The organism is Nocardia exalbida NBRC 100660 (genome assembly GCF_000308575.1).
Taxonomy (GTDB): Bacteria; Actinomycetota; Actinomycetes; order Mycobacteriales; family Mycobacteriaceae; genus Nocardia; species Nocardia exalbida.
The window spans coordinates 58,544-78,385 of sequence record NZ_BAFZ01000083.1; the positions used below are offsets into that span (position 1 = coordinate 58,544).

General features: G+C 68.4%; 18 protein-coding genes and 2 tRNA genes. 8 read left to right on the forward strand and 12 right to left on the reverse strand.

From position 1 onward, the window contains the following. Positions 1-85: 85 nt before the first annotated feature. The 3 genes from ON29_RS20150 to leuC all read right to left on the reverse strand — a co-directional run bounded on the left by ON29_RS20150 (position 86) and on the right by leuC (position 2,962). Positions 86-736 carry an HU family DNA-binding protein gene (locus tag ON29_RS20150; protein WP_040868412.1) on the reverse strand — a complete coding sequence of 217 codons (651 nt, stop codon included), beginning with the start codon at positions 734-736 and terminating at the stop codon, positions 86-88. A gap of 156 nt (positions 737-892) precedes the next feature. After that, positions 893-1,501, reverse strand: a complete 609-nt coding sequence (gene leuD, locus ON29_RS20155) for a 3-isopropylmalate dehydratase small subunit (RefSeq protein ID WP_040868414.1) — start codon at positions 1,499-1,501, stop codon at positions 893-895. A gap of 39 nt (positions 1,502-1,540) precedes the next feature. Next, on the reverse strand, positions 1,541-2,962 hold the full coding sequence (gene leuC / locus ON29_RS20160) for a 3-isopropylmalate dehydratase large subunit (protein ID WP_040868416.1): 1,422 nt from the start codon (positions 2,960-2,962) through the stop codon (positions 1,541-1,543). Positions 2,963-3,117: 155 nt separating this feature from the next. On the opposite strand from leuC, the gene ON29_RS20165 reads away from it, so the two are divergent. The 3 genes from ON29_RS20165 (at position 3,118) to ON29_RS20175 (ending at position 4,681) form a co-directional block, all read left to right on the forward strand. Continuing rightward, entirely contained in the window at positions 3,118-3,819 is a 702-nt protein-coding gene (locus ON29_RS20165) for an IclR family transcriptional regulator (RefSeq protein WP_040868418.1), read from the forward strand. Between the two features lie 33 nt (positions 3,820-3,852). After that, positions 3,853-4,353 (forward strand): PPOX class F420-dependent oxidoreductase, encoded by a 501-nt coding sequence (locus ON29_RS20170; RefSeq protein ID WP_040868420.1) that lies wholly within the window; start codon positions 3,853-3,855, stop codon positions 4,351-4,353. A gap of 148 nt (positions 4,354-4,501) precedes the next feature. Continuing rightward, positions 4,502-4,681 carry a DUF5302 domain-containing protein gene (locus tag ON29_RS20175; RefSeq protein ID WP_040868422.1) on the forward strand — a complete coding sequence of 60 codons (180 nt, stop codon included), beginning with the start codon at positions 4,502-4,504 and terminating at the stop codon, positions 4,679-4,681. Between the two features lie 361 nt (positions 4,682-5,042). Here ON29_RS20175 and ON29_RS20180 read toward each other — a convergent pair. From ON29_RS20180 to ON29_RS20195, 4 genes are all read right to left on the reverse strand, one after another. Further along, a tRNA-Glu gene (locus tag ON29_RS20180) sits at positions 5,043-5,115 on the reverse strand. Between the two features lie 145 nt (positions 5,116-5,260). Next, positions 5,261-5,332, reverse strand: a tRNA-Gln gene (locus ON29_RS20185). Positions 5,333-5,446: 114 nt separating this feature from the next. Beyond that, positions 5,447-6,937, reverse strand: a complete 1,491-nt coding sequence (gltX, locus tag ON29_RS20190; protein WP_040868424.1) for a glutamate--tRNA ligase — start codon at positions 6,935-6,937, stop codon at positions 5,447-5,449. A 13-nt stretch (positions 6,938-6,950) separates the two neighbouring features. Continuing rightward, the gene (locus ON29_RS20195) at positions 6,951-7,724 is read right to left on the reverse strand and encodes a fumarylacetoacetate hydrolase family protein (protein ID WP_040868426.1); all 774 of its coding nucleotides are present in this window, start codon (positions 7,722-7,724) and stop codon (positions 6,951-6,953) included. 202 nt (positions 7,725-7,926) lie between these two features. Here ON29_RS20195 and ON29_RS20200 point away from each other — a divergent pair, with 202 nt between their 5' ends. Then, complete coding sequence (locus tag ON29_RS20200; RefSeq protein ID WP_040868428.1) at positions 7,927-9,108, forward strand: MFS transporter; 1,182 nt, start codon at positions 7,927-7,929, stop codon at positions 9,106-9,108. A gap of 686 nt (positions 9,109-9,794) precedes the next feature. On the opposite strand, the gene ON29_RS20205 is transcribed toward ON29_RS20200, so the two are convergent. Then, positions 9,795-10,802, reverse strand: coding sequence for a 3-isopropylmalate dehydrogenase (locus tag ON29_RS20205; protein ID WP_040868430.1), 1,008 nt, complete (start codon positions 10,800-10,802; stop codon positions 9,795-9,797). Positions 10,803-11,082: 280 nt separating this feature from the next. After that, on the reverse strand, positions 11,083-12,681 hold the full coding sequence (serA, locus tag ON29_RS20210) for a phosphoglycerate dehydrogenase (RefSeq protein WP_040868431.1): 1,599 nt from the start codon (positions 12,679-12,681) through the stop codon (positions 11,083-11,085). 142 nt (positions 12,682-12,823) lie between these two features. Here serA and ON29_RS20215 point away from each other — a divergent pair, with 142 nt between their 5' ends. From ON29_RS20215 to ON29_RS20225, 3 genes are all read left to right on the forward strand, one after another. Then, positions 12,824-13,378: a TetR/AcrR family transcriptional regulator gene (locus ON29_RS20215; protein ID WP_040868433.1), complete on the forward strand. Its 555-nt coding sequence runs from the start codon at positions 12,824-12,826 to the stop codon at positions 13,376-13,378. Between the two features lie 69 nt (positions 13,379-13,447). Continuing rightward, complete coding sequence (locus ON29_RS20220; protein WP_040868435.1) at positions 13,448-15,157, forward strand: alpha/beta fold hydrolase; 1,710 nt, start codon at positions 13,448-13,450, stop codon at positions 15,155-15,157. 938 nt (positions 15,158-16,095) lie between these two features. Next, complete coding sequence (locus ON29_RS20225; protein WP_051175402.1) at positions 16,096-16,902, forward strand: nucleotidyltransferase domain-containing protein; 807 nt, start codon at positions 16,096-16,098, stop codon at positions 16,900-16,902. A 15-nt stretch (positions 16,903-16,917) separates the two neighbouring features. On the opposite strand, the gene ON29_RS20230 is transcribed toward ON29_RS20225, so the two are convergent. Next, positions 16,918-17,442 (reverse strand): winged helix-turn-helix transcriptional regulator, encoded by a 525-nt coding sequence (locus tag ON29_RS20230; RefSeq protein ID WP_040868436.1) that lies wholly within the window; start codon positions 17,440-17,442, stop codon positions 16,918-16,920. Between the two features lie 98 nt (positions 17,443-17,540). On the opposite strand from ON29_RS20230, the gene ON29_RS20235 reads away from it, so the two are divergent. After that, positions 17,541-18,191, forward strand: coding sequence for a dihydrofolate reductase family protein (locus ON29_RS20235; protein ID WP_245549034.1), 651 nt, complete (start codon positions 17,541-17,543; stop codon positions 18,189-18,191). Between the two features lie 69 nt (positions 18,192-18,260). On the opposite strand, the gene ON29_RS20240 is transcribed toward ON29_RS20235, so the two are convergent. Together ON29_RS20240 and ON29_RS20245 are read right to left on the reverse strand one after the other, a co-directional pair. After that, positions 18,261-18,464, reverse strand: a complete 204-nt coding sequence (locus ON29_RS20240; RefSeq protein ID WP_014987157.1) for a cold-shock protein — start codon at positions 18,462-18,464, stop codon at positions 18,261-18,263. 456 nt (positions 18,465-18,920) lie between these two features. Next, the coding region (locus ON29_RS20245; protein ID WP_040868437.1) for a thiamine pyrophosphate-dependent enzyme at positions 18,921-19,842 on the reverse strand (922 nt) is incomplete at its 5' end.

Consider the following 19,842-nt stretch of genomic DNA (forward strand, 5'->3'; position numbering starts at 1 on the left):
GTCTCCCGGGGCCGTCTCGACGTTGAGGCGAATGGGCCCGGTGGTGGGGCCGCGCATTCAGCGCCGATCCGGCGGTGGCTCGAGATCAGCGGGTTCCGCGAGCCGAGGCCTTCTTGGCCGCGGTCTTCTTCGCTGGAGCCTTCTTGGCGGCGGTGGTGGTCTTCTTGGCCGCCGTGGCCTTGGTGGCCGTCTTCTTGGCCGGAGCCTTCTTCGCGACCGCGGTCTTCTTCGCGGGCGCCTTCTTCGCGGCGGTCTTGGTAGCGGTCGTCTTGCGCGCGGTGGTCTTCGCCGGGGCCTTGGCGGCGGCCTTACGGGCCGTGCTCTTGGCCGGAGCCTTGGTCGGCGTCGACTTCTTGGCGGCGGTCTTCTTCGCCGCCGTCTTCTTCGCCGCCGCCTTCTTCGCGGCCACCGGCGCATTCACCCCACGCTTGACGGCGGGCCCGGTCGCGGCCAGTTTCTGCTTACCCGCGATCACCGCCTTGAACTGAGCGCCGGGGCGGAACGCGGGCACCGAAGTGGGCTTGACCTTGACGGTTTCGCCGGTACGCGGGTTCCGTGCGACGCGAGCCGCGCGCTTACGCTGTTCGAACACACCGAAACCGGTGATAGTGACGCTCTGACCCTTGTGCACCGCGCGCACGATGGTGTCGACCACATGCTCGACTGCCGCGGTGGCCGTGCGCCTGTCCGTACCCAACTTTTCGGTCAGAACGTCGATCAGTTCCGCCTTGTTCATTGAATCCTCCGCAGACTAATGGCCCGTCGTCGGACCGACTAGGTACCACGGTAAACCCACTTTGGGCAAGAGTCTATGTGCCACGCCAAAATTCATGTGGTTTAGCACACGTCCAGCTACCGCAACTCCGGCTGTCCAGCTAACCGACCGGGGTGATTACGTCTGCGAAATATGTGCTGGGAGGGTAGTGGGTTTCCATGTTGGCCTTGCCTTTTCGAACCGGGTGATCGCGTCCTCCTGGCGCAGCGTCAGCCCGATGTCATCCAATCCCTCCAGCAGACGCCACCTGGTGTAGTCATCAATATCGAACGGCAACACGACGGTTCCGGCCGTCACCGTGCGCGCCCCGAGATCCACAACCAATTCCAAGCCGGGCTGTTCCTCGAGCAACTTCCAGAGCATTTCGACATCGTTCTGTGACATCTGAGCGGCGAGCACACCGCCCTTGCCCGCATTGCCGCGGAAGATGTCGGCGAACCGGGATGAGATGACCACCCGAAAGCCGTAGTCCGCCAGCGCCCAAACAGCGTGCTCACGAGACGACCCGGTACCGAAATCCGGACCCGCCACCAGCACACTACCGCTGTTGTAAGGCGCGATGTTCAGAATGAAGTCCGGATCCGACCGCCATGCGGCGAACAAGCCGTCTTCGAATCCGGTCCGCGTGACCCGCTTGAGGTAGACCGCCGGGATGATCTGATCGGTATCGACATTGGAGCGGCGCAGCGGCACTCCGATGCCCTTGTGCACGGTGAAGGCTTCCATTACGAATCTCCTGGGTTTGTTCGAGGGAATCGGGGCCGGTCAGTCCAGATCCGCAGGCGACGACAGTGTTCCGCGGACCGCTGTCGCGGCCGCTACGAGGGGGGAAACGAGGTGCGTACGGCCGCCTTTACCCTGCCTGCCCTCGAAGTTGCGGTTCGAGGTGGACGCGCAACGCTGGCCGGGCTCGAGCTGGTCCGGATTCATTCCCAGGCACATTGAGCAGCCCGCTTGCCGCCATTCGGCGCCCGCCGCGGTGAAAATCTCGCCGAGTCCTTCTTTTTCCGCCTGTGCGCGAACCCGCATCGACCCCGGTACAACCAGCATTCGCACGCCGTCGGCGACATGGCGTCCCTTCAAAATCCCGGCCACCGCACGCAAATCCTCAATGCGTCCGTTGGTGCACGAACCGACGAATACGGTGTCGATCGGTACTTGTCGAAGCGGAGTACCCGGCTCCAAGTCCATGTAACGCAGAGCTTTCTCCGCGGACTCGCGGGCCACCTCGTCGGCGAAGGCGGTGGGGTCGGGCACCGTCTCGCCCAGCGGGGCGCCCTGGCCCGGGTTGGTGCCCCAGGTGACGAACGGGGTCAGCTCGGTGGCGTCGATGTGCACCTCGGCATCGAAAACGGCGCCCTCGTCGGTCTTCAGCGCCTCCCAGGCGGCCACCGCCGCGTCCCAATCGGCCCCCTGCGGGGCGTGCGGCCGTCCTTTGAGGAATTCATAGGTCGTTTCGTCCGGGGCGATCATGCCGGCCCGCGCGCCCGCCTCGATGGACATGTTGCAGATCGTCATTCGGGCCTCCATCGACATGGCCCGGATCGCCTCGCCGCGGTACTCCAGGACATAGCCCTGGCCGCCGCCGGTGCCGATCTTCGCGATGACGGCCAGGATCAGGTCCTTGCTCGTCACGCCGGGGGGCATGGCGCCGTCCACCGTGATCGCCATCGTCTTGAACGGGCGCAGCGAGAGGGTCTGGGTGGCAAGCACATGCTCGACCTCGGAGGTACCGATGCCCATCGCCAGCGCCCCGAACGCGCCGTGCGTCGAGGTGTGGCTGTCGCCGCAGACCACGGTCATGCCCGGCTGGGTCAGGCCCAGCTGCGGCCCGACCACGTGCACGATGCCCTGATCCAGGTCGCCCATCGGGTGCAGCCGCACACCGAATTCCGCGCAGTTGCGCCGCAGCGTCTCCACCTGGGTGCGCGAAACCGGGTCGGCGATGGGCTTGTCGATATCGATCGTCGGGACATTGTGGTCCTCGGTCGCGATCGTGAGATCCGGCCGCCGCACCGGCCTGCCCGCGGCGCGCAGCCCGTCGAAGGCCTGCGGACTGGTCACCTCGTGGACGAGATGCAGGTCGATGTAGATCAGGTCCGGTTCGCGCGAGGCACCCGCACCCTCCCCGCGAGCGACGACATGCTGGTCCCATACCTTCTCGGCCAGCGTGCGCGGTTCGGCCATTGTCGATCACCTTTCGGACGAAGCAGCCGTTCCGCGATCTGGACTCCGACGCGGCGACGGTTGCACGAGTTGGGATAGCTGCGCCTGGTCCGAACGCTGAGGGCACGTACCGGTGAAGGTGGATTTCTCAACATTCGAGACGCTAGTATCGTTCTATGAGACAGCATAGCGGCATCGGCGTTCTCGACAAAGCAGTGGCGGTCCTGTACGCCGTAGCCGAGCATCCCTCGGGTCTCAACGAGCTCTGCGCGCGCACCGGCCTGCCCCGCGCCACCGCACATCGATTGGCCGTCGGCCTGGAGGTGCATCGCCTGCTCGCGCGCGACAGCAACGGCACCTGGCGGCCGGGTCCGGCGCTGGCCGAGCTCGCGACCAGCGCCGATGACCCGCTGCTCGAGGCCGCCTCGGCCATCCTGCCCCGGCTGCGCGAGATCACCGGCGAGAGCGTCCAGCTCTACTGCCGTGACGGCAACGCCCGCGTCTGCGTCGCGGCGCTGGAACCCCCCGTCGGACTGCGCGACACCGTGCCGATCGGGGCCCGACTGCCGCTCACCGCGGGTTCGGCGGCCAAAGTGCTGCTGGCGTGGGCCGACCCGGAACTGCAGCGCACCATCCTGACGGACGCGGTGTTCGGCGAGCGCGCGCTGGCCGAGGTGCGCAAGCGCGGGTGGGCGCAGAGCGCGGCCGAGCGCGCGGCCGGCGTGGCCAGCGTTTCCGCGCCGGTGCGGGACGCCGGCGGCACCGTGGTCGCGGCCGTATCGGTGTCGGGGCCGATCGATCGGATGGGCCGCAGGCCGGGCGCCCGGTGGGCGGCGGATCTGGTCGCGGCGGCCGAGGCCCTGCACAAACGCCTGTAACCCGTTTCACATCGGGCTCTCTACAGTGGGCCCATGGGAGTCAACCAACGGGCACAGATCGTGATGTCCGACACCGAGATCACCGATTTCTTGCAGCGCAGCCGGATCGCGACGCTGGCGACCATCGGCCCGAAGGCCACGCCGCACCTCACCGCGATGTGGTACGCGCTCATCGACGGGGAGATCTGGTTCGAGACCAAGGCCAAGTCGCAGAAGGCGGTGAACCTGCGCCGCGATCCCCGGGTCACCTGCATGGTCGAGGCGGGCGACACCTACGACCAGCTCAGGGGCGTGGCCATCGAGGGCCGCGCCGAGATCATCGAGGACGCCGGGAAACTCTTCGCCGTCGGCGTGAGCGTCTGGGAGCGCTACACCGGCCCCTACAGCGAGGAGGTGCGGCCGATGGTCGAGGCCATGCTGCACAAGCGGGTCGCCGTGCGCGTCGTGGCCGAGCGCACGCGCAGCTGGGATCACCGCAAGCTCGGCCTCCCGGCCATGCCCCTCGGCGGCAGCACCGCGCGGGCGCTGGACTGACCCGTCCGCGCCCGGGTCACGCGACGCGCCCGAAATCCAACTGACACAACCGCCCCGCAGGGGCTAGCGTCGGGGTGTTCGACAGAAATCGGCCGGGCAGCGCCGCCCGCGAGGACGCGCTGCGCGACCGCGACGACGAGGAGCAGCGATGGCGGATTCGGGTAAGTCCAATGGCGCCGACGAGGTGAAGCGCAAGTTCCGGGAGGCACTGGAGCGCAAGAACCGGCAGAACGACCGCGCGACAGACCACCTCGACGGACGGTCCAAGGCGTCCGCGGCGCACACCGCGGTCGGCCACAAGCGGGAATTCCGGCGCAAGAGCGGATAGTCCGCGCAGACGGCGGAGGCCCTCCGGCAAGATCGCTGGAGGGCCTTTCTTTTGCGCCGGTTCAGGCCGGACGAGTCGAGGGGCACCCGAGTCTGAGTGCGCTGGATCTCGGTGGGCCCCACATCTCGGAGCGCCCTGGCCGTAACCCGATCACTCGGGCATCCCACGCTGCCGTCGCGGCGCAGCGGGCACGTGGCTCCCCTGAGTTGATCCCATCAGCCGCAGCTCGCAGGCGGGGCGTAGCCCTCGCCGGAGGTTCGGGGGGAGAAGGGCTCCGGGCGGGGTGTGGAGGTTGCACCCCCACGAGACATAGTGAAACGAGAAAGGCCCATGCTCTATGAGCATGGACCTTTCACTCGCGTAGCCCCGACGGGATTCGAACCCGCGCTACCGCCTTGAGAGGGCGGCGTCCTAGGCCGCTAGACGACGGGGCCAGGACTGCTTCTCGCTGTCGCGAGGAGCGCCGTGGTGATCTTTCGATCAGGAGGCTCGGCTAGCTTAACCGGCCGAGGCCCGGCGACCAAATCGCCAGGTGTTGATTGATTTCGGCCGCGAACCGAAGTCGAACAACCCACTCCGCTGGGGTACCAGGACTCGAACCTAGAATGGCTGAACCAGAATCAGCTGTGTTGCCAATTACACCATACCCCAATGACCAGGCGTTCAGCCTCGCGTCTGGATGACTCGAGACCGTGTTCCGGGCCGAGAAGAAGAGTACCAAACGGGTGAGGGTGAACTACAAATCGCCTGGTCAAAGCCATGTTTTCAGCCTTCGGACGAGTCCGGGCCCGCTTCCTTCCAGTGCAACGCCGAGCGCAACCGGTCCAGGGTGACGCCGCGGCCGAGCAGTTCCAGCGATTCGTACAGCGGCGGGCTGATATGCGACCCGGTGACCGCGACCCGCACCGGCGCGAAGGCTTTGCGTGGTTTCAGACCCAGATCATCGATCAGCGCCTTTTTCAGCGCCTCTTCGATCGCTTCGGCGGTCCAGTCGGTCAACGGCTCCAACACGGTAATAGCGGACTGCAATACCTCGGCGGCGCCGGAACCGAGATTCTTGGCACCCGCGGCGGGGTCGATGGCGAACTCGTCCGCGGGCGCGAACAGGAAACGCAACAGTTCCCAGGCGTCGGACAACACGACGATCCTGGTCTGTACGAGTTCCGCCGCTTCGGCGAACACCTTCTCGTCGATTTCCGCGCCGATATGCCCGTGTTCGGTGAGATACTCCCGCAGCCGGTGAGCGAAATCACCCGGCGCCAGCAATCGGATGTGCTCGGCGTTGAGCGCGTCCGCCTTCTTCTGGTCGAAACGGGCCGGATTCGAATTTACTTTCGAGATATCGAAGGCCTCGACCATCTCCGCCATGGAGAAAACATCGCGGTCCTCGGACAGTCCCCAGCCGAGTAGCGCGAGATAATTCAGCAAACCTTCAGGAACGAAGCCGCGGTCGCGGTGGGCGAACAGATTCGACTCCGGATCACGCTTGGACAACTTCTTGTTGCCCTGACCCATGACGAAGGGCAGGTGACCGAACTCGGGAGTGAATTCGGCGACCCCGATCCGGCGCAGCGCGGCGTACAGCGCGAGCTGGCGCGGCGTCGAGGAGAGCAGATCCTCGCCGCGCAGCACGTGGGTGATCCGCATCAGCGCGTCGTCGACCGGGTTGACCAGGGTGTACAGCGGATCGCCGGTGCCACGGGTGAGCGCGAAGTCCGGGACGCTGCCGGCCTTGAAGGTGGTCTCGCCGCGCACCAGATCGTTCCAGGACAGGTCTTCGTCGGGCATCCGCAGCCGGATAACGGCAGGGCGGCCCTCGGCCCGGTACGCCTCGATCTGCTCGGGCGTCAGATCGCGATCGTAGTTGTCGTAACCGAGCTTCGGATCGCGTCCGGCGGCGCGATGGCGAGCTTCGACTTCCTCCGGCGTGGAGAACGATTCATACGCCTCACCGGCCTCCAGCAAACGCCGAACCACGTCCAGGTGCAGATCTTTTCGCAACGACTGGCGATATGGTTCGTAAGGGCCGCCGACCTCCGGCCCCTCGTCCCAGGTGAGCCCGAGCCAGCGCAGCGCGTCGATAATCGCGCGGTATGATTCCTCGGAATCGCGTGCGGCATCGGTGTCTTCGATCCGAAAGACGAATGTGCCACCGTGGTGGCGGGCGTAGGCCCAGTTGAACAGCGCCGTCCGGATCAGGCCGACGTGCGGCGTTCCGGTCGGTGACGGGCAGAATCGGACCCGTACTTCAGTCATGGCTCTCTTTCGATCAGCGTTTGGCGGCAACGGGATTGGTGAGGGTTCCGATGCCCTCGACGGTCACCGACACCTGCTGGCCCTCGCGCATCGGGCCGACGCCCTCGGGGGTGCCGGTGAGGATGACGTCACCGGGCAGCAGCGTCATCACGGCGGTGACCCACTCGATGAGCTTCGGAATGTCGTGCAGCAGAAGCGAAGTACGACTGCGCTGGCGCACCTCGCCGTCGAGCTCGGTGACGATCTCCAGATCCGAAGGGTCCAAAGACGTTTCGATCCAGGGGCCGAGCGGGCAGAACGTGTCGTAGCCCTTGGCCCTGGTCCACTGGCCGTCGTGGCGCTGCTGGTCGCGGGCGGTCACGTCGTTGGCGGCGGTGTAACCCAGCACCACGTCCAGCGCGCGGGCGGCGGGCACATCCTTACAGGGGCGGCCGATGACGATCGCCAGCTCCCCTTCGTAATCGACCTGAGACGAACTGGGCGGCAGGATGATCGGGGCGTTCGGACCCACGATCGCGGTGTTCGGCTTGAGGAAGATCACCGGGTCGGCGGGGGCGGGCCCGCCCATCTCGGCGGCATGGGCGGCGTAGTTCTTGCCGATGCAGACCACCTTGCTGGCCAGGATCGGCGCGAGCAGCCGCACATCGGCCAGCGGCCAGCTCCGGCCGGTGAACGTCGGTGTGCCGAACGGGTGTTCCGCGATCTCCTTGGCCACGCTGTCGCTTCCGTCGCCCTCGATGCTGACGAAGGCGACCCCATCGGGACTGGCAACTCGACCTAGACGCATGCCCGGAGTCTATCGACCTGCCGTCACCAGCCCGAACGCGCCCGACCGAGTGGTCGGATCCCGCGCGGACGCGGCCGTGCCCGCGCTGTGAGGAGTCCGACAGCCGCTGCCGTCGAATCGAGCGGCCACCGGGGTGTACCGTGAGCGAAGCAGTTCATAAAGTGGGAAGATTATCCCAAATAATGAGATTCGAGGTGGACCGATGGCGACCGTTACGCAGATCGACGAGGTTCGGCGCTGGTCCATGCTCGGTCTCGGCGTGTTCGCCCAGGCCTCCAGCGCGGTCTTCATCCATGGCGTCCCGTTCCTGCTGCCCGCGCTGACCGATCGCGGCATGCCGCTGGCGACGGCAGGCCTGCTCGTGGCCATGCCCACCGTCGGCCTGGTGTGCACCCTGATCGCGTGGGGTTATCTGGTCGACCGGATCGGCGAACGCAAAGTGCTGATCGGTGGTCCGCTGCTGATGCTGGCGGCCGGGTGCGCCGCGGCCACCACGACCGACGACATCGCGTTGGGTGCGCTGCTGTTCCTCGGCGGCGTCGGGGCGGCGAGCACCAATGGCGCCAGCGGCCGGGTCATCGTCGGCTGGTTCCCGCCGCACCGGCGCGGGCTGGCGATGGGGATCCGGCAGACCGCGCAGCCGCTGGGCGTGGGCGTCGGCGCGCTGGCGATTCCGGCCGTCGCCGCCGCCCACGGCGTGCCCGCGGCCATCCTCGTTCCCGCGCTCATGGCGGGCGTGGCGGCCGTGGGTTGTCTGGCGGGCATCGTCGATCCGCCGCGCCCCGCCGGTTCCGCCGCCGATCCGGCGTTGCGCGCCAATCCCTATCGCGACGACGCCACGCTGTGGCGCATCCATCTGGTCTCGGTGCTGCTGGTCGTCCCGCAGGGCACGGTGTGGACCTTCGCGCTGCTGTGGCTGCACCGCGACATCGGCTGGTCCCTGGCCGCCGCCGGCGCGCTGGTGACGGTCACCCAGGTTCTCGGCGCGCTGGGCCGCATCGGCGCGGGTGCGTGGTCGGATCGGGTCGGCAGCCGGATGGGACCGCTGCGCACCGTCGCCGTGGCCGCCGTGCTCTCGATGGCCGCGCTGGCGCTGACCGCCTGGACCGAGTGGTGGTGGGCGGCCATCCCGCTTCTGATCGCCGCGTCCGTGATCACCGTCTCCGACAACGGTTTGGCCTTCACCGCGGTTGCCGAGATCGCGGGTCCGTACTGGAGCGGCCGGGGCCTGGGGATCCAGAACACCGGCCAGAACCTGGCCATGGCCGCCGTCCCGCCGGTGTTCGGTGCTCTGATCACCGCGAGCGGCTTCCCCGCCGCCTTCCTGCTGGCCGCCGTCACGGCTGTCGCGGCAGTCCCCCTCGTCCCGCGAGACGCCGACTAGGCCCGCGCCCCGAACTCTCGCCCGCCCAGCCGAATGGGGCCCCAAGGGCACGAGACGCTCTCGACGACAATGCACGAGTGCCGGAACCGTCGCGGTCCTGGTCGACGGGGGATTCCGCCGCCCACGTGTACGCGGACTGTGTCTCGGCACCACCGACCTACCGGAACTCGACGGCCCAGCCGCAAGCCTGGCCGAACCGCGCCGAATTCTCCCGTCGAGGGCCCTCACAGCGCCTCGGCCTCGGCCCACCGGTCCGCCGGAACTCGACGGCCCAGCCGCAAGCCTGGCCGAACCGCGCCGAATTCTCCTGTCGAGGGCCCTCACCGCGCCCCGCCCTCGGCCCACCGGAACTCGATGACACAGCAGTAGGCGGACCGCAAGGGCGGCCGAGCCGTCCCGAAGTTCCGGTGGTCCGGTCACGTTCGGATCTCGTCGTCGCCGTTGATCTACCAGGAGCTCCGTCGCGCGGCCGAAGTCGAAGCGCGCACAAGGCGGAGCCGCGCCGGAGTGACGTAGCAGGCGGACTCCCGCGATGTCGTGGCCCGACCCGGGGCCGATTCGGGCGGCGATCGGTCTCACACTGGCGACGCTGATGTCCGACACAGCGGTCGAGGCGCGGGTGCGTACCGAGGCCGAATGCAGGAAGGCCCCGTTCCCATGGGGAAACGGGCCTTCCTGAGGCACGGTCAGAGGGTGGCGGCGATCCGGTCGCCGATTTCCACGGTCGACGCGGCTCCCGAGCGCGACTCGAGGTCCTTGGCGACCGCCGACTCGATGCGCGTGGCCGCCTCGGTGTCGCCCAGGTGGTTGAGCAGCAGGGAGACCGAGAGGATCGCGGCGGTGGGGTCGGCCTTGGACTGGCCCGCGATGTCGGGGGCGCTGCCGTGCACCGGCTCGAACATGCTGGGGTTCGTCCCGGACGCGTCGATGTTGCCGCTGGCGGCCAACCCGATGCCGCCGCTCACGGCCGCGGCGAGGTCGGTGATGATGTCGCCGAAGAGGTTGTCGGTGACGATCACGTCGAACCGGCCCGGGTCGTTGACCATGTGGATGGTGGCGGCGTCGATGTGCTGGTAAGCCGTGGTGACGTCGGGGAATTCGGCCGCGACCTCGTCCACGGTGCGCTGCCAGAGCGAGCCCGCGAAGGTGAGCACGTTGTTCTTGTGCACCAGCGTCAGGTGCTTGCGCCGGGCCTGCGCCTTGGCGAAGGCGTAGCGCACCACGCGCTCGATGCCGAAGCGGGTGTTGGTGCTGACCTCGGTCGCCACCTCGTGCGGGGTGTCGACGCGGATCGCGCCGCCGGTGCCGGTGTAGGGCCCCTCGGTGCCCTCGCGCACGACCACGAAGTCGATGTCGGGGTTGCCCGCCAGCGGGCTGGTCACGCCGGGGAACAGCTTGGACGGCCGCAGGTTCACGTGGTGGTCCAGCGCGAACCGGGTGCGCAGCAGCAGGCCCCGTTCGAGCACGCCGCTGGGCACCGACGGGTCGCCGATCGCGCCGAGCAGGATGGCGTCGTGCTGCTTCAGCTCGGGCAGCACCGAGTCCGGCAGGATCTCGCCGGTCGCGTGGTAGCGGCGCGCACCGAGGTCGTACTCGGTCTTCTCGACGCCGGGCAGGACCACGTCGAGCACCTTGAGCGCCTCGGCGATGACCTCGGGCCCGATCCCGTCACCCGGGATGACAGCAAGCTTCATGACAAATGCTCCGTTCGATGTTGCCGGTCGCGGGCCGCCGCATCATGCGGCCCAGAGGCGACCGTCGGGTGCGCACGACATTCCGGCCGGGTGACCGCAGCACCGTCACGGTACTCGGCGCGGCCGGATCGCCGCGCACCGGGCGCGAGCACGCGGCGCACCGCGAACTCGTCCCGATCCGTGCGGCGGTGGCGCGCCGGACGAGCGACCGGCGCCGCGCACGAGTGCTTCGCGCGCGGCGCCGATTCCGCTTCGGCCGGGGCATCGCGCCCCGGTGGGATCAGGACAGGTCGACCTGGACGACCTTGGCCGCGCCGACGGATTCGGCGATCGCGGCCTGCACGTCGGCGGGCACCTCGCGGGCCACGCGCAGCACGACGGTGGCGCCTTCCTTGTCGACGTCCTGGGTCAGCTGCGCGGCCAGGATATCGACCTCGGCCTCGCCGAGCTTGGTGCCGATCCGGCCCAGCGCGCCCGGCCGGTCCTCGTAGTTCAGGATGGCCAGGTTGAGGCCCTCGGCGCGCATGTCGTAGTTGCGGCCGTTGATGTTGACGATCTTCTCCACCAGCTGCGGCTCGGTAAGCGTGCCCGCGACGTTCAGGGTGCTGCCGTCGCCGAACACGGCGCGCAGGTCGACGACGCTGCGGTGGCTCGGGCTCTCCGAGGCCGTGGTGACCTCGGCGGTGATCCCGCGGTCCTTGGCCAGCGCGGGCGCGTTGACGAAGGTGACCTGGTCTTCGACCAGCGCGGAGAAGATGCCACGCAGCGCGGACAGCTCCAGCACGCCGACCTCCTGGGCGGCCAGCTCGCCGCGCACCTGGACCTCCACGCTGACCGGCAGTTCGTTGGACAGCGCGCCGAGCAGGGCGCCCTGCTTGCGGACGATGTCCAGCCAGGGGGCGACCTCTTCGCCGACGGTGCCGCCGGTGACGTTCACCGCGCCGGGCACGAACTCGCCCGCCAGCGCCAGCAGCACCGACTTGGCGACGTCGGTGCCCGCGCGGTCCTGGGCCTCGGAGGTGGAGGCGCCCAGGTGCGGGGTCACCACGACCTGCGGCAGATCGAACAGCGGGCTGTCGGTGCACGGCTCGGTCTCGAACACGTCCAGGCCGGCGGCGCGCACGTGGCCGGACTTGATCGCATCGGCCAGGGCGGCCTCGTCGACCAGGCCACCGCGGGCGGCGTTGACGATGATCACGCCCGGCTTGGTCTTGGCGATGGCCTCCTTGCCGATGAGGCCCTTGGTCTCCGGGGTCTTCGGCAGGTGGATCGAGATCAGGTCGGCGCGCTCGAGCAGCTCGTCGAGGGTCAGCAGCTCGATGCCGAGCTGCGCGGCGCGCGCGGGCGACACGTACGGGTCGTAGGCGACGATCTTGGTCTCGAAGGCGGCCAGGCGCGCGGCGAACAGCTGGCCGATGCGGCCCAGGCCGATGACGCCGACGGTCTTGTCGAAGATCTCGACGCCGTTGAACTTGCTGCGCTGCCAGGTGCGCTCGCGCAGGGTGGCGTCGGCGGCGGGAACCTGGCGGGCGGCGGCCAGCATCAGGGTGACCGCGTGCTCGGCGGCGGTGTGGATATTCGAGGTGGGCGCGTTCACGACCATGACACCGCGCTCGGTGGCGGCGGGCACGTCGACGTTGTCCAGGCCGACGCCCGCGCGGGCGACGATCTTCAGGTTCTTCCCGGCTTCCAGGACCTCGGCGTCGACCGTGGTCGCCGAGCGCACGAGCAGCGCGTCGGCCTCGGGCACCGCGGCCAGCAGAGCCGGGCGGTCGGGTCCGTCGACCCACCGGACCTCGACACCGTCACCGAGCGCGTCGACGGTCGACTGGGCGAGCTTGTCGGCGATCAGAACTACAGGACGGCCTGCTTGGCTCACGTGGAGTACTCCTGGGGAATGGGGTCGGCAATTACCGCCGAACAGCTTAGTGCGCGCGATTTCCACCCCCGCTACCACCTGGTAGGCGGGCGTCCTCAGTCACCCTCTGGCAAAAATATGAAGACCGGTCTACAGTCGACGCATGGGCGTCAAAGGCACCGAAACCCGCGGCAAACTCGTCGACGCGGCCCGCACGCTGGTGGAGCGGCACGGCTATTACGGTGCGGGGCTCAACCAGATCTTGGCGGCCAGCGGCGCACCGCGTGGGTCGTTGTACTTCCACTTCCCCGGCGGCAAGGACGAATTGGTCGCGGCGGCGATCGCGCAGGCGGGCAAGGAGATCACGGCGCTGATCGACACGATCGAGCCCGGCGACGCCGGCGCGGCCGCGAGCATGCTGCTGCGCGCGTTCGGCGACCGGCTGGAAGCGTCCGGTTGGCAACAGGGCTGCCCGGTCGCCACGGTGGCCTTGGACGTCGCGGCCGGGAACGACCCGATCCAAGCGGAGTGCGCCGCCGCGTACGCCGCATGGGAACAGGCGCTGCGGCTGCGGCTGCGCGCCGACGGCCGCGCCAACGCCGACGATTTGGCCGCCACGGTGCTGGCGATGGTCGAGGGCGCGTTGTTGCTCGCCCGCGCCCAACGAAGTCGTGAACCGCTGGAACGGGTGGAACGCACCCTGCGCACCCTGATCTGACGGCGGATGTCCCGCTGAGTCTTTCCACGTGTCCACAAAATATGTAGACCGGTCTAGTAAGGAGAAGTCATGTCCGACAGCATCGTGTTCGGAGCCGCCGGGTTCCTCGGCCGCAACGCGGTCGCCCGTTTACTCGAGCAGGGGCATTCCGTCACCGCCGCCTTGCGGCCGGGCAGCGAGGAGCGGCTGACCGGGTGGTTGCGCCGCCGAGGCGTCGACGCGAGCGGGCTGGAGATCGTCTCGTGTGATGTCACCACCCCTGACCTCGGCCTGCCCGCGGGGTTCGACGCCTCCGGCATCCGCGACGTGTACAACTGCGCCGCCCGCTTCGCCTTCGGGCTCGCTCGTGAGGACGCGTACGCGGTCAATGTCACCGGTGCGCTGCGGGTACTGGAGTGGGCCGCCGCCCGGCCCGAGCTTCGACGCGTCGTGCACATCACCGGATATCGGATCACCGTCGAGGAATCCGAGGAGCAGCATTACGAGAGGGGCGCCTACGGCGCTTCGAAGTTCGAATCGGACCCGCTGCTGCGCAGCCGGGCGGCGGAACTCGGCGTCGCGCTGACCATCGCGAATCCGAGCAGCGTGATCGGACCCGGCCAATACGTCGGGCTGTCGAGCGTCGTCGAGGACCTGTGGAACGGACGGCTCCCTGCCGTCCCCGGCGGCCCCGCGACCTTCGTGCCGATCGTCGACCTGGACTACTTCACCGATTTCTTGATCAGCCTGCCCGCCCTGCCGGATACCGCGGGCCGCTCCTACACGGTTCTGGATGATCGAACACCCGAGCTGCCGAAGCTGATTCGCCTGCTGGCCGGGCATCTCGGCGTCCGCGCGCCGCGCTTGTCCATTCCGGTCGGCGTCATCGCGAAACTTCCGCGCGCGCTGACCGGCGCCGATCCGGAAACGATGACGTTCATCGCCGAGGACCGCTACGACACGTCGGCGGCGCGGGACGTGGCCCGCCGTGCCGGGCTCACCATGCCTCCGACCGAGGCGACCTTGCTGACGTGGGCCGACCATCTGGTGGCCAGCCGGTTCGGCGCGGTGGCCGACGATCCGACCGCCGGATTCGTCGACGGCGTATGGGTGAGTGGCGAACGGAGCCGTCCGGACTATGTTCTGGTGCACGGCCTTCCGCTCGACGGTGAGTCGTGGAACGAGGTGCGCGCCGAGTTGGACGGACCGAGTCTGGTCGTCGACCTGCCGGGCTTGGGGCGCTCGGCGCCCGGCGATACCGATGCGGTGTTGCCGAAACTGCTCGCCTCCGTCCGTAGCCGTCCCGTGCTGGTCGGCCATTCGCTCGGCTGCGGTCCGGTGCTGCGGTACGCGGCGCGGCATCCCGAGCGGGTCTCCGGGGTGGTGCTGGTGGCTCCCGCGTTCCTGCAACCGCGGTCCGGCCCGCTGCTGCGCTCACCATTGGCCGCGGTGGCGATGCGCCGGATGTCGGCCGGTTCCCTCGCCGATCGGCTCGGCGTGCCGGAGAGCGCCGCGCTCGCGAGCGCCGCGGCGAACCTGCGCAGGCCGGGCGTCGCCGCACGAACCGTCGCCGCGCTGCGCAGCGCGAGCGCCCCCGCGCGGCGCGAGGAGTTGCGCGCCCTGCTCGCGCGGATCGAGGTGCCGGTGCGGATCGTCACCGGTTCGGCCGATCCGCTGACGGTCGCGAGCGCACGCGACTCGGTCTCGATACCGGACACGGGCCACTACCCTCAGTTGACCCATCCCGCGCGGCTCGCGGCCGAGATCGCCCGAGTCCGCGCCGTCGGGGCGCTGAACTGATCGGGGCCCGCACCGAAGGTCGCCTGCGCTACCGAGGGCCGGACCGCAACGGCGCCGCCGCCGCGATGGCATGCCCGAGGTCGCCTGCGTTACCGGGGCCGGACAGTTCGTTCCGCCGGGCGAGCGGTCCCGCACAGCGGCGGGCCCCCACACCATTCGGTGCGGGGGCCCGCTCGGTCACGCCTCGGGTCGGCGTGGAACCCGGTCGATCACCTCGACCGTCATGTCGGTCAGCGGCCGCCGAAGGAACCTGTCCACAGGGTGTCGACGAGGCCGTGCAGTGCGGCGCCGAGCGTGTCGAAAAGACCGTTCAGAGCAGCGCTGCCGGTGTCGATGATAACGGGGATCATGGAAATACCTCTTCCTCGAAACATTATCCAGTCGAACTGGCTGACACGGGGGACATCGGCGGCTACTCGGTTGCGGTTACAAATTCCGATAATATGGAGACGCAGACCACATATACGCACGATAGTGCTCTACATCACCTGAGATAGCGGCCTTGAGCTGCGATCCTAGTCATATGTCCAGGTTAGAAGCCGAATCTAGCCCGCTGATTTCCCCCGCTGACGGACCCCTAGACGAAACTCGAAAACAAGCCGAAAAGAGTTTTCTCCACCTCAGCAATAGGGGCGTCCGAACAACTATCCGGCACGCCTTTCCGAGCTGACCGATAGAGCTTCCGAATAACTATCCGTATCCCTGTTCGGCGTCTCCGAAAATCAGCCGTGCCATGTCGGCACGGGGATTCGGTGACCGCCGCTATCGCGATCGCGGGGTAGGTCGGCATGCGTCCACGGTGACCAACGGCACACCCTCGGTCCCCGTCTTGGCGGCCACGTGCTGGGCGCCTCACCGCCGCGGGCCGTCGCGCCTCGATCGTGAGCGGCGGCGAAAAGCAGCTGCGACAACCCTTTTCGGCACCTACCATCACGTTCATGTCCTTGCGCGCGATTCCGGCTTCGATGGACCCGGCGGTGGTCGGGTCCATCGATCGTGAGCTGGACCGGGTCGAGCGGGAGCACCGGGTGTCGATCCGGTTGGCGATCGAGAGCGGTAGTCGCGCTTGGGGATTCCCGTCTCCGGATTCGGACTACGACTGCCGGTTCGTCTATGTCGCGACACTGGAGACCTACCTGTCCCCGTGGCGCACCCGCGACGTGGTGGAGACGCCACTGACGGACTTGCTCGACGTGAACGGCTGGGATCTGGCCAAGGCGCTGCGGCTGCTGGTGCAGGGCAACGCGGTGCTCATCGAGTGGCTGATGTCGCCGATCGTCTATCGCGGCGACGCGGATTTCCGCGACCGATTGCGCGCGGTGGCCGACGAGGTCGCCGACCGGGACAAGGTCGCGCGGCACTATCTGCACCTGGGCGCCAAGCAGTGGGCGCTGTACGAGCGCACCGGATCGTTGAAGAAGGTGTTCTACGCGCTACGGCCCGCGATGGCGCTGCGGTGGCTGCGCGAGCATCCCGCGGCGGCGGTGGCGCCGATGCATCTGCCGACGTTGTTGCGACAGTGCGAGCTGCCTGCCGAGTTGACGGCGGCGGTGACCGAGCTGACCGACCTGAAGTCGCGGACGAGGGAGATGGGCAGCGGGTCGGTGCCCGCGCCGATCACCGGGTTCATCGCCGCCGAATTCGCCTGCGCCGCCGAAGTGTTCCGCAGGTCCGGGGGCCGCGACCACACGCGGGCCCGCGCGATCACCGCGGAGTTCTTCCGCTCCGAGGCGCTGGCGGGCTGAGCGGCCCGAAGAGGTCTACGAGGCGGCTTTCCGCTCGTCGGCTTCGTTCGACTCGGCGACCGCGTCGGCGTAGGCCTGGGCGAGTCGTCGCGTCGCGGTCGGACGATCCGGGTCCGGGCGCGGGATGCCGAGGTGGCTCTCCCGTAGCTCGTCCATGAAGTCCGCCCACAGCCGCGGACCGCCCGCCTCGAGCAGTTCGGCCCGCACCCGAAGGGTCCGGGTGGTCGGGCGGTGCCGCAATCCCCACGCGCCGAGCTGCGCCATGATCGGCACCAATTGGATGGCCGGTTCGGTGAGCCGGTATTCGGCTTTCTGACCGGGCCGGGTGTCCGCGCGGCTGAGCAGTCCCGCCGCCACCAGGCGCTTGAGCCGATCGGACAGGATGTTGGAGGCGATGCCCTCCTCCGAGCCGGCCAGCAGCTCGCGGAAGTGCCGCCGGTCGCCGAACATCACGTCGCGCAGCACGAGCAGCGTCCACCGATCGCCGATCACCTCGATCGTCGCGTTGATCGGGCACCCCGAACGTCCGTCCTCGCGCACCCGGCACTCCTCTCGGTCCGACAACTACTGCTTGCAATATACAACCGGTAAGCCGTACGCTGCACGCAACCAGTTGCGAATTGCAATCACTTAGTGGAATGAGCGAATCGATGCCCAAGCTGCGCGTACACAACCTCGCGATCTCACTCGACGGCTACGTCGCCGGACCGAACCAGGGGCCGGACCACCCTCTGGGTGAAGGGGGCATGCGCCTGCACGAGTGGGTCTTCGCGACGCCTTATGCCAACCCGGAGGCGACCATCGAACCGGGCGTCGACGACGACTACCTGGCCGCCGGCGATCGCGGCATCGGCGCGACCATCATGGGCCGTAATATGTTCGGCCCGATCCGCGGCGAATGGCAGGACCACGAATGGAAGGGCTGGTGGGGCGACAATCCGCCGTACCACCACGATGTCTTCGTGCTGACCCACCACCCGCGCCCGTCGTTCTCGATGGACGGCGGCACGACGTTCCACTTCGTGGACGACACGCCCGAAGCCGTGCTGGGCCGGGCGTTCGAAGCGGCGAACGGGCAGGACGTGCGCCTGGGCGGCGGCGCTGCCACGGTACGCGAGTACCTGCGCGCGGGTCTGGTCGACGAGCTGCACCTGGCCGTCGTCCCGATCCTGCTCGGGTCGGGCGAGCGCCTCTACGACGGGCTCGCCGGGCTGCCGGGGTACGAAGTCGCGACGGTGGCGCACTCCCCCGCCGTCACCCACGTGACCTTCACCCACTCCGCAGCGTGAAAACGTCCTGAACAGGGGAAAGGCCCCGCACCCATCCCGGTGCGGGGCCTTTCGAAGCTAAAGTCGCGATCAGAGAACGCGGACATCCTGGGCCTGCGGACCCTTCTGTCCCTGGCCGATCTCGAACTCCACGCGCTGCCCCTCATCGAGGGACCGGAAACCCGAGCCGCTCACAGCCGAGTAATGCACGAAGACGTCGGGCCCGCCGCCGTCCTGTGCGATGAAGCCGAAGCCCTTCTCGCTGTTGAACCACTTCACAATGCCTTGAGCCATTTCATACTTTCTGTAGACGAGCCAGGTAGGTGTTATGAGATGCCCTGGCCTCGTAGATCAACGATGCCACGATCCGACGAATTACTCACGTTCCGCACCACCAACTGTGAGCTAACGCTCACGACGACGCTCGGCTCCGTCGTGCGCGAAGCTCGCTCAGGGGGCTGGGTCTGTCACCTCCCACGTTCGGTCGGGTCCCGGTCCGTGCGATTTCGCCGGGCCCATCAGGCGGGTACCCGCACTTCGCCTCGAATAACGTCCGCCGCCGCGCCGGGTCGAGCACACCCCACGCGGAGGGGTGGCATCATGGGACTCCTTCTTCGACGTGGCTCGGCACCGATGCACAATGGCTACCAACTGTGTTGTGCCACAACTCATTTCAGTGTCCCGGACGCAGAATACGACAAGTCAGCCTACGTCCGGGGTGCACCGGCCGCACCGTTCTTTAAGTTCTGTTCACGGCCGGAGGTAGCGCACCTGGCGCGGTTTCGTCTCGTCGTATGCGGCGCGGCCGGGCAGATGCTCCGGCACTCCGACCTCCCACCATGCGCCCGCGTCGGTCCACGCCGACGGCTGCGTCCGTACGACGAGCACCGCCGGCCGGCGCTCGGCCCTCGCCGCCGCCCGCGCCCGCGGGTAGGCGGCACGGAATTCGTCCAGGCCGGAGGCAGTGAAAACCGAACATCCCAGCGCGGCGGCGTGGGCGGCGAAATCGACACGGGGCGGATCTTCGTGTGTGGTGTGGCAGTCGGCGTAGAAATTGTTGAACGGCTCGCCGCCTTGCCCCTCTTGCAGCCGGGCGATCACGGCGTACCCGTCGTTGTCGCAGACCACGGCGACGAACGGGTGCCCGGCGAACGCCGCGGAGAACAGTTCCGAATTGAGCATCAGATACGAGCCGTCGCCGAGCAGGGTCGTCACCACGCCTTCGTCCCGCGCCACGGCCGCGCCCCACGCGCCCGCGAGCTCGTAGCCCATGCAGGAGAAGCCGTACTCCACGTCCATCGTCGGTGCGCCGCCGGTCGCCCGCCAGCCGCCGACGAGTTCACCGGGCAAGCCGCCGGAGGCCGTCATCACGTAATCGCTCGGCTCGCTCAGGTCGTTCACGGCGCCCACCACCTGCGCATAGCTCGGCGCGCCTGGGGTCGGTGCGCGCAGTTCGTTGATGCGCGCGTCCCAAGAGCCGCGCAGTTCGGCGGCTCGCGCGGCCCAGTCGGAATCGGCTCGCCATTGCCCCACCCGCGCGGCCAGCTCGCCCACGGTGGCCTCGGCGTCACCGACCACCGCGCGGGCACCGTGCTTGACCGCGTCGAAGCGCGCCACGTTGATCGTGACCAGGCGAACGTCCGGCGCGAATACCGTCCAAGACGCGGTGGTG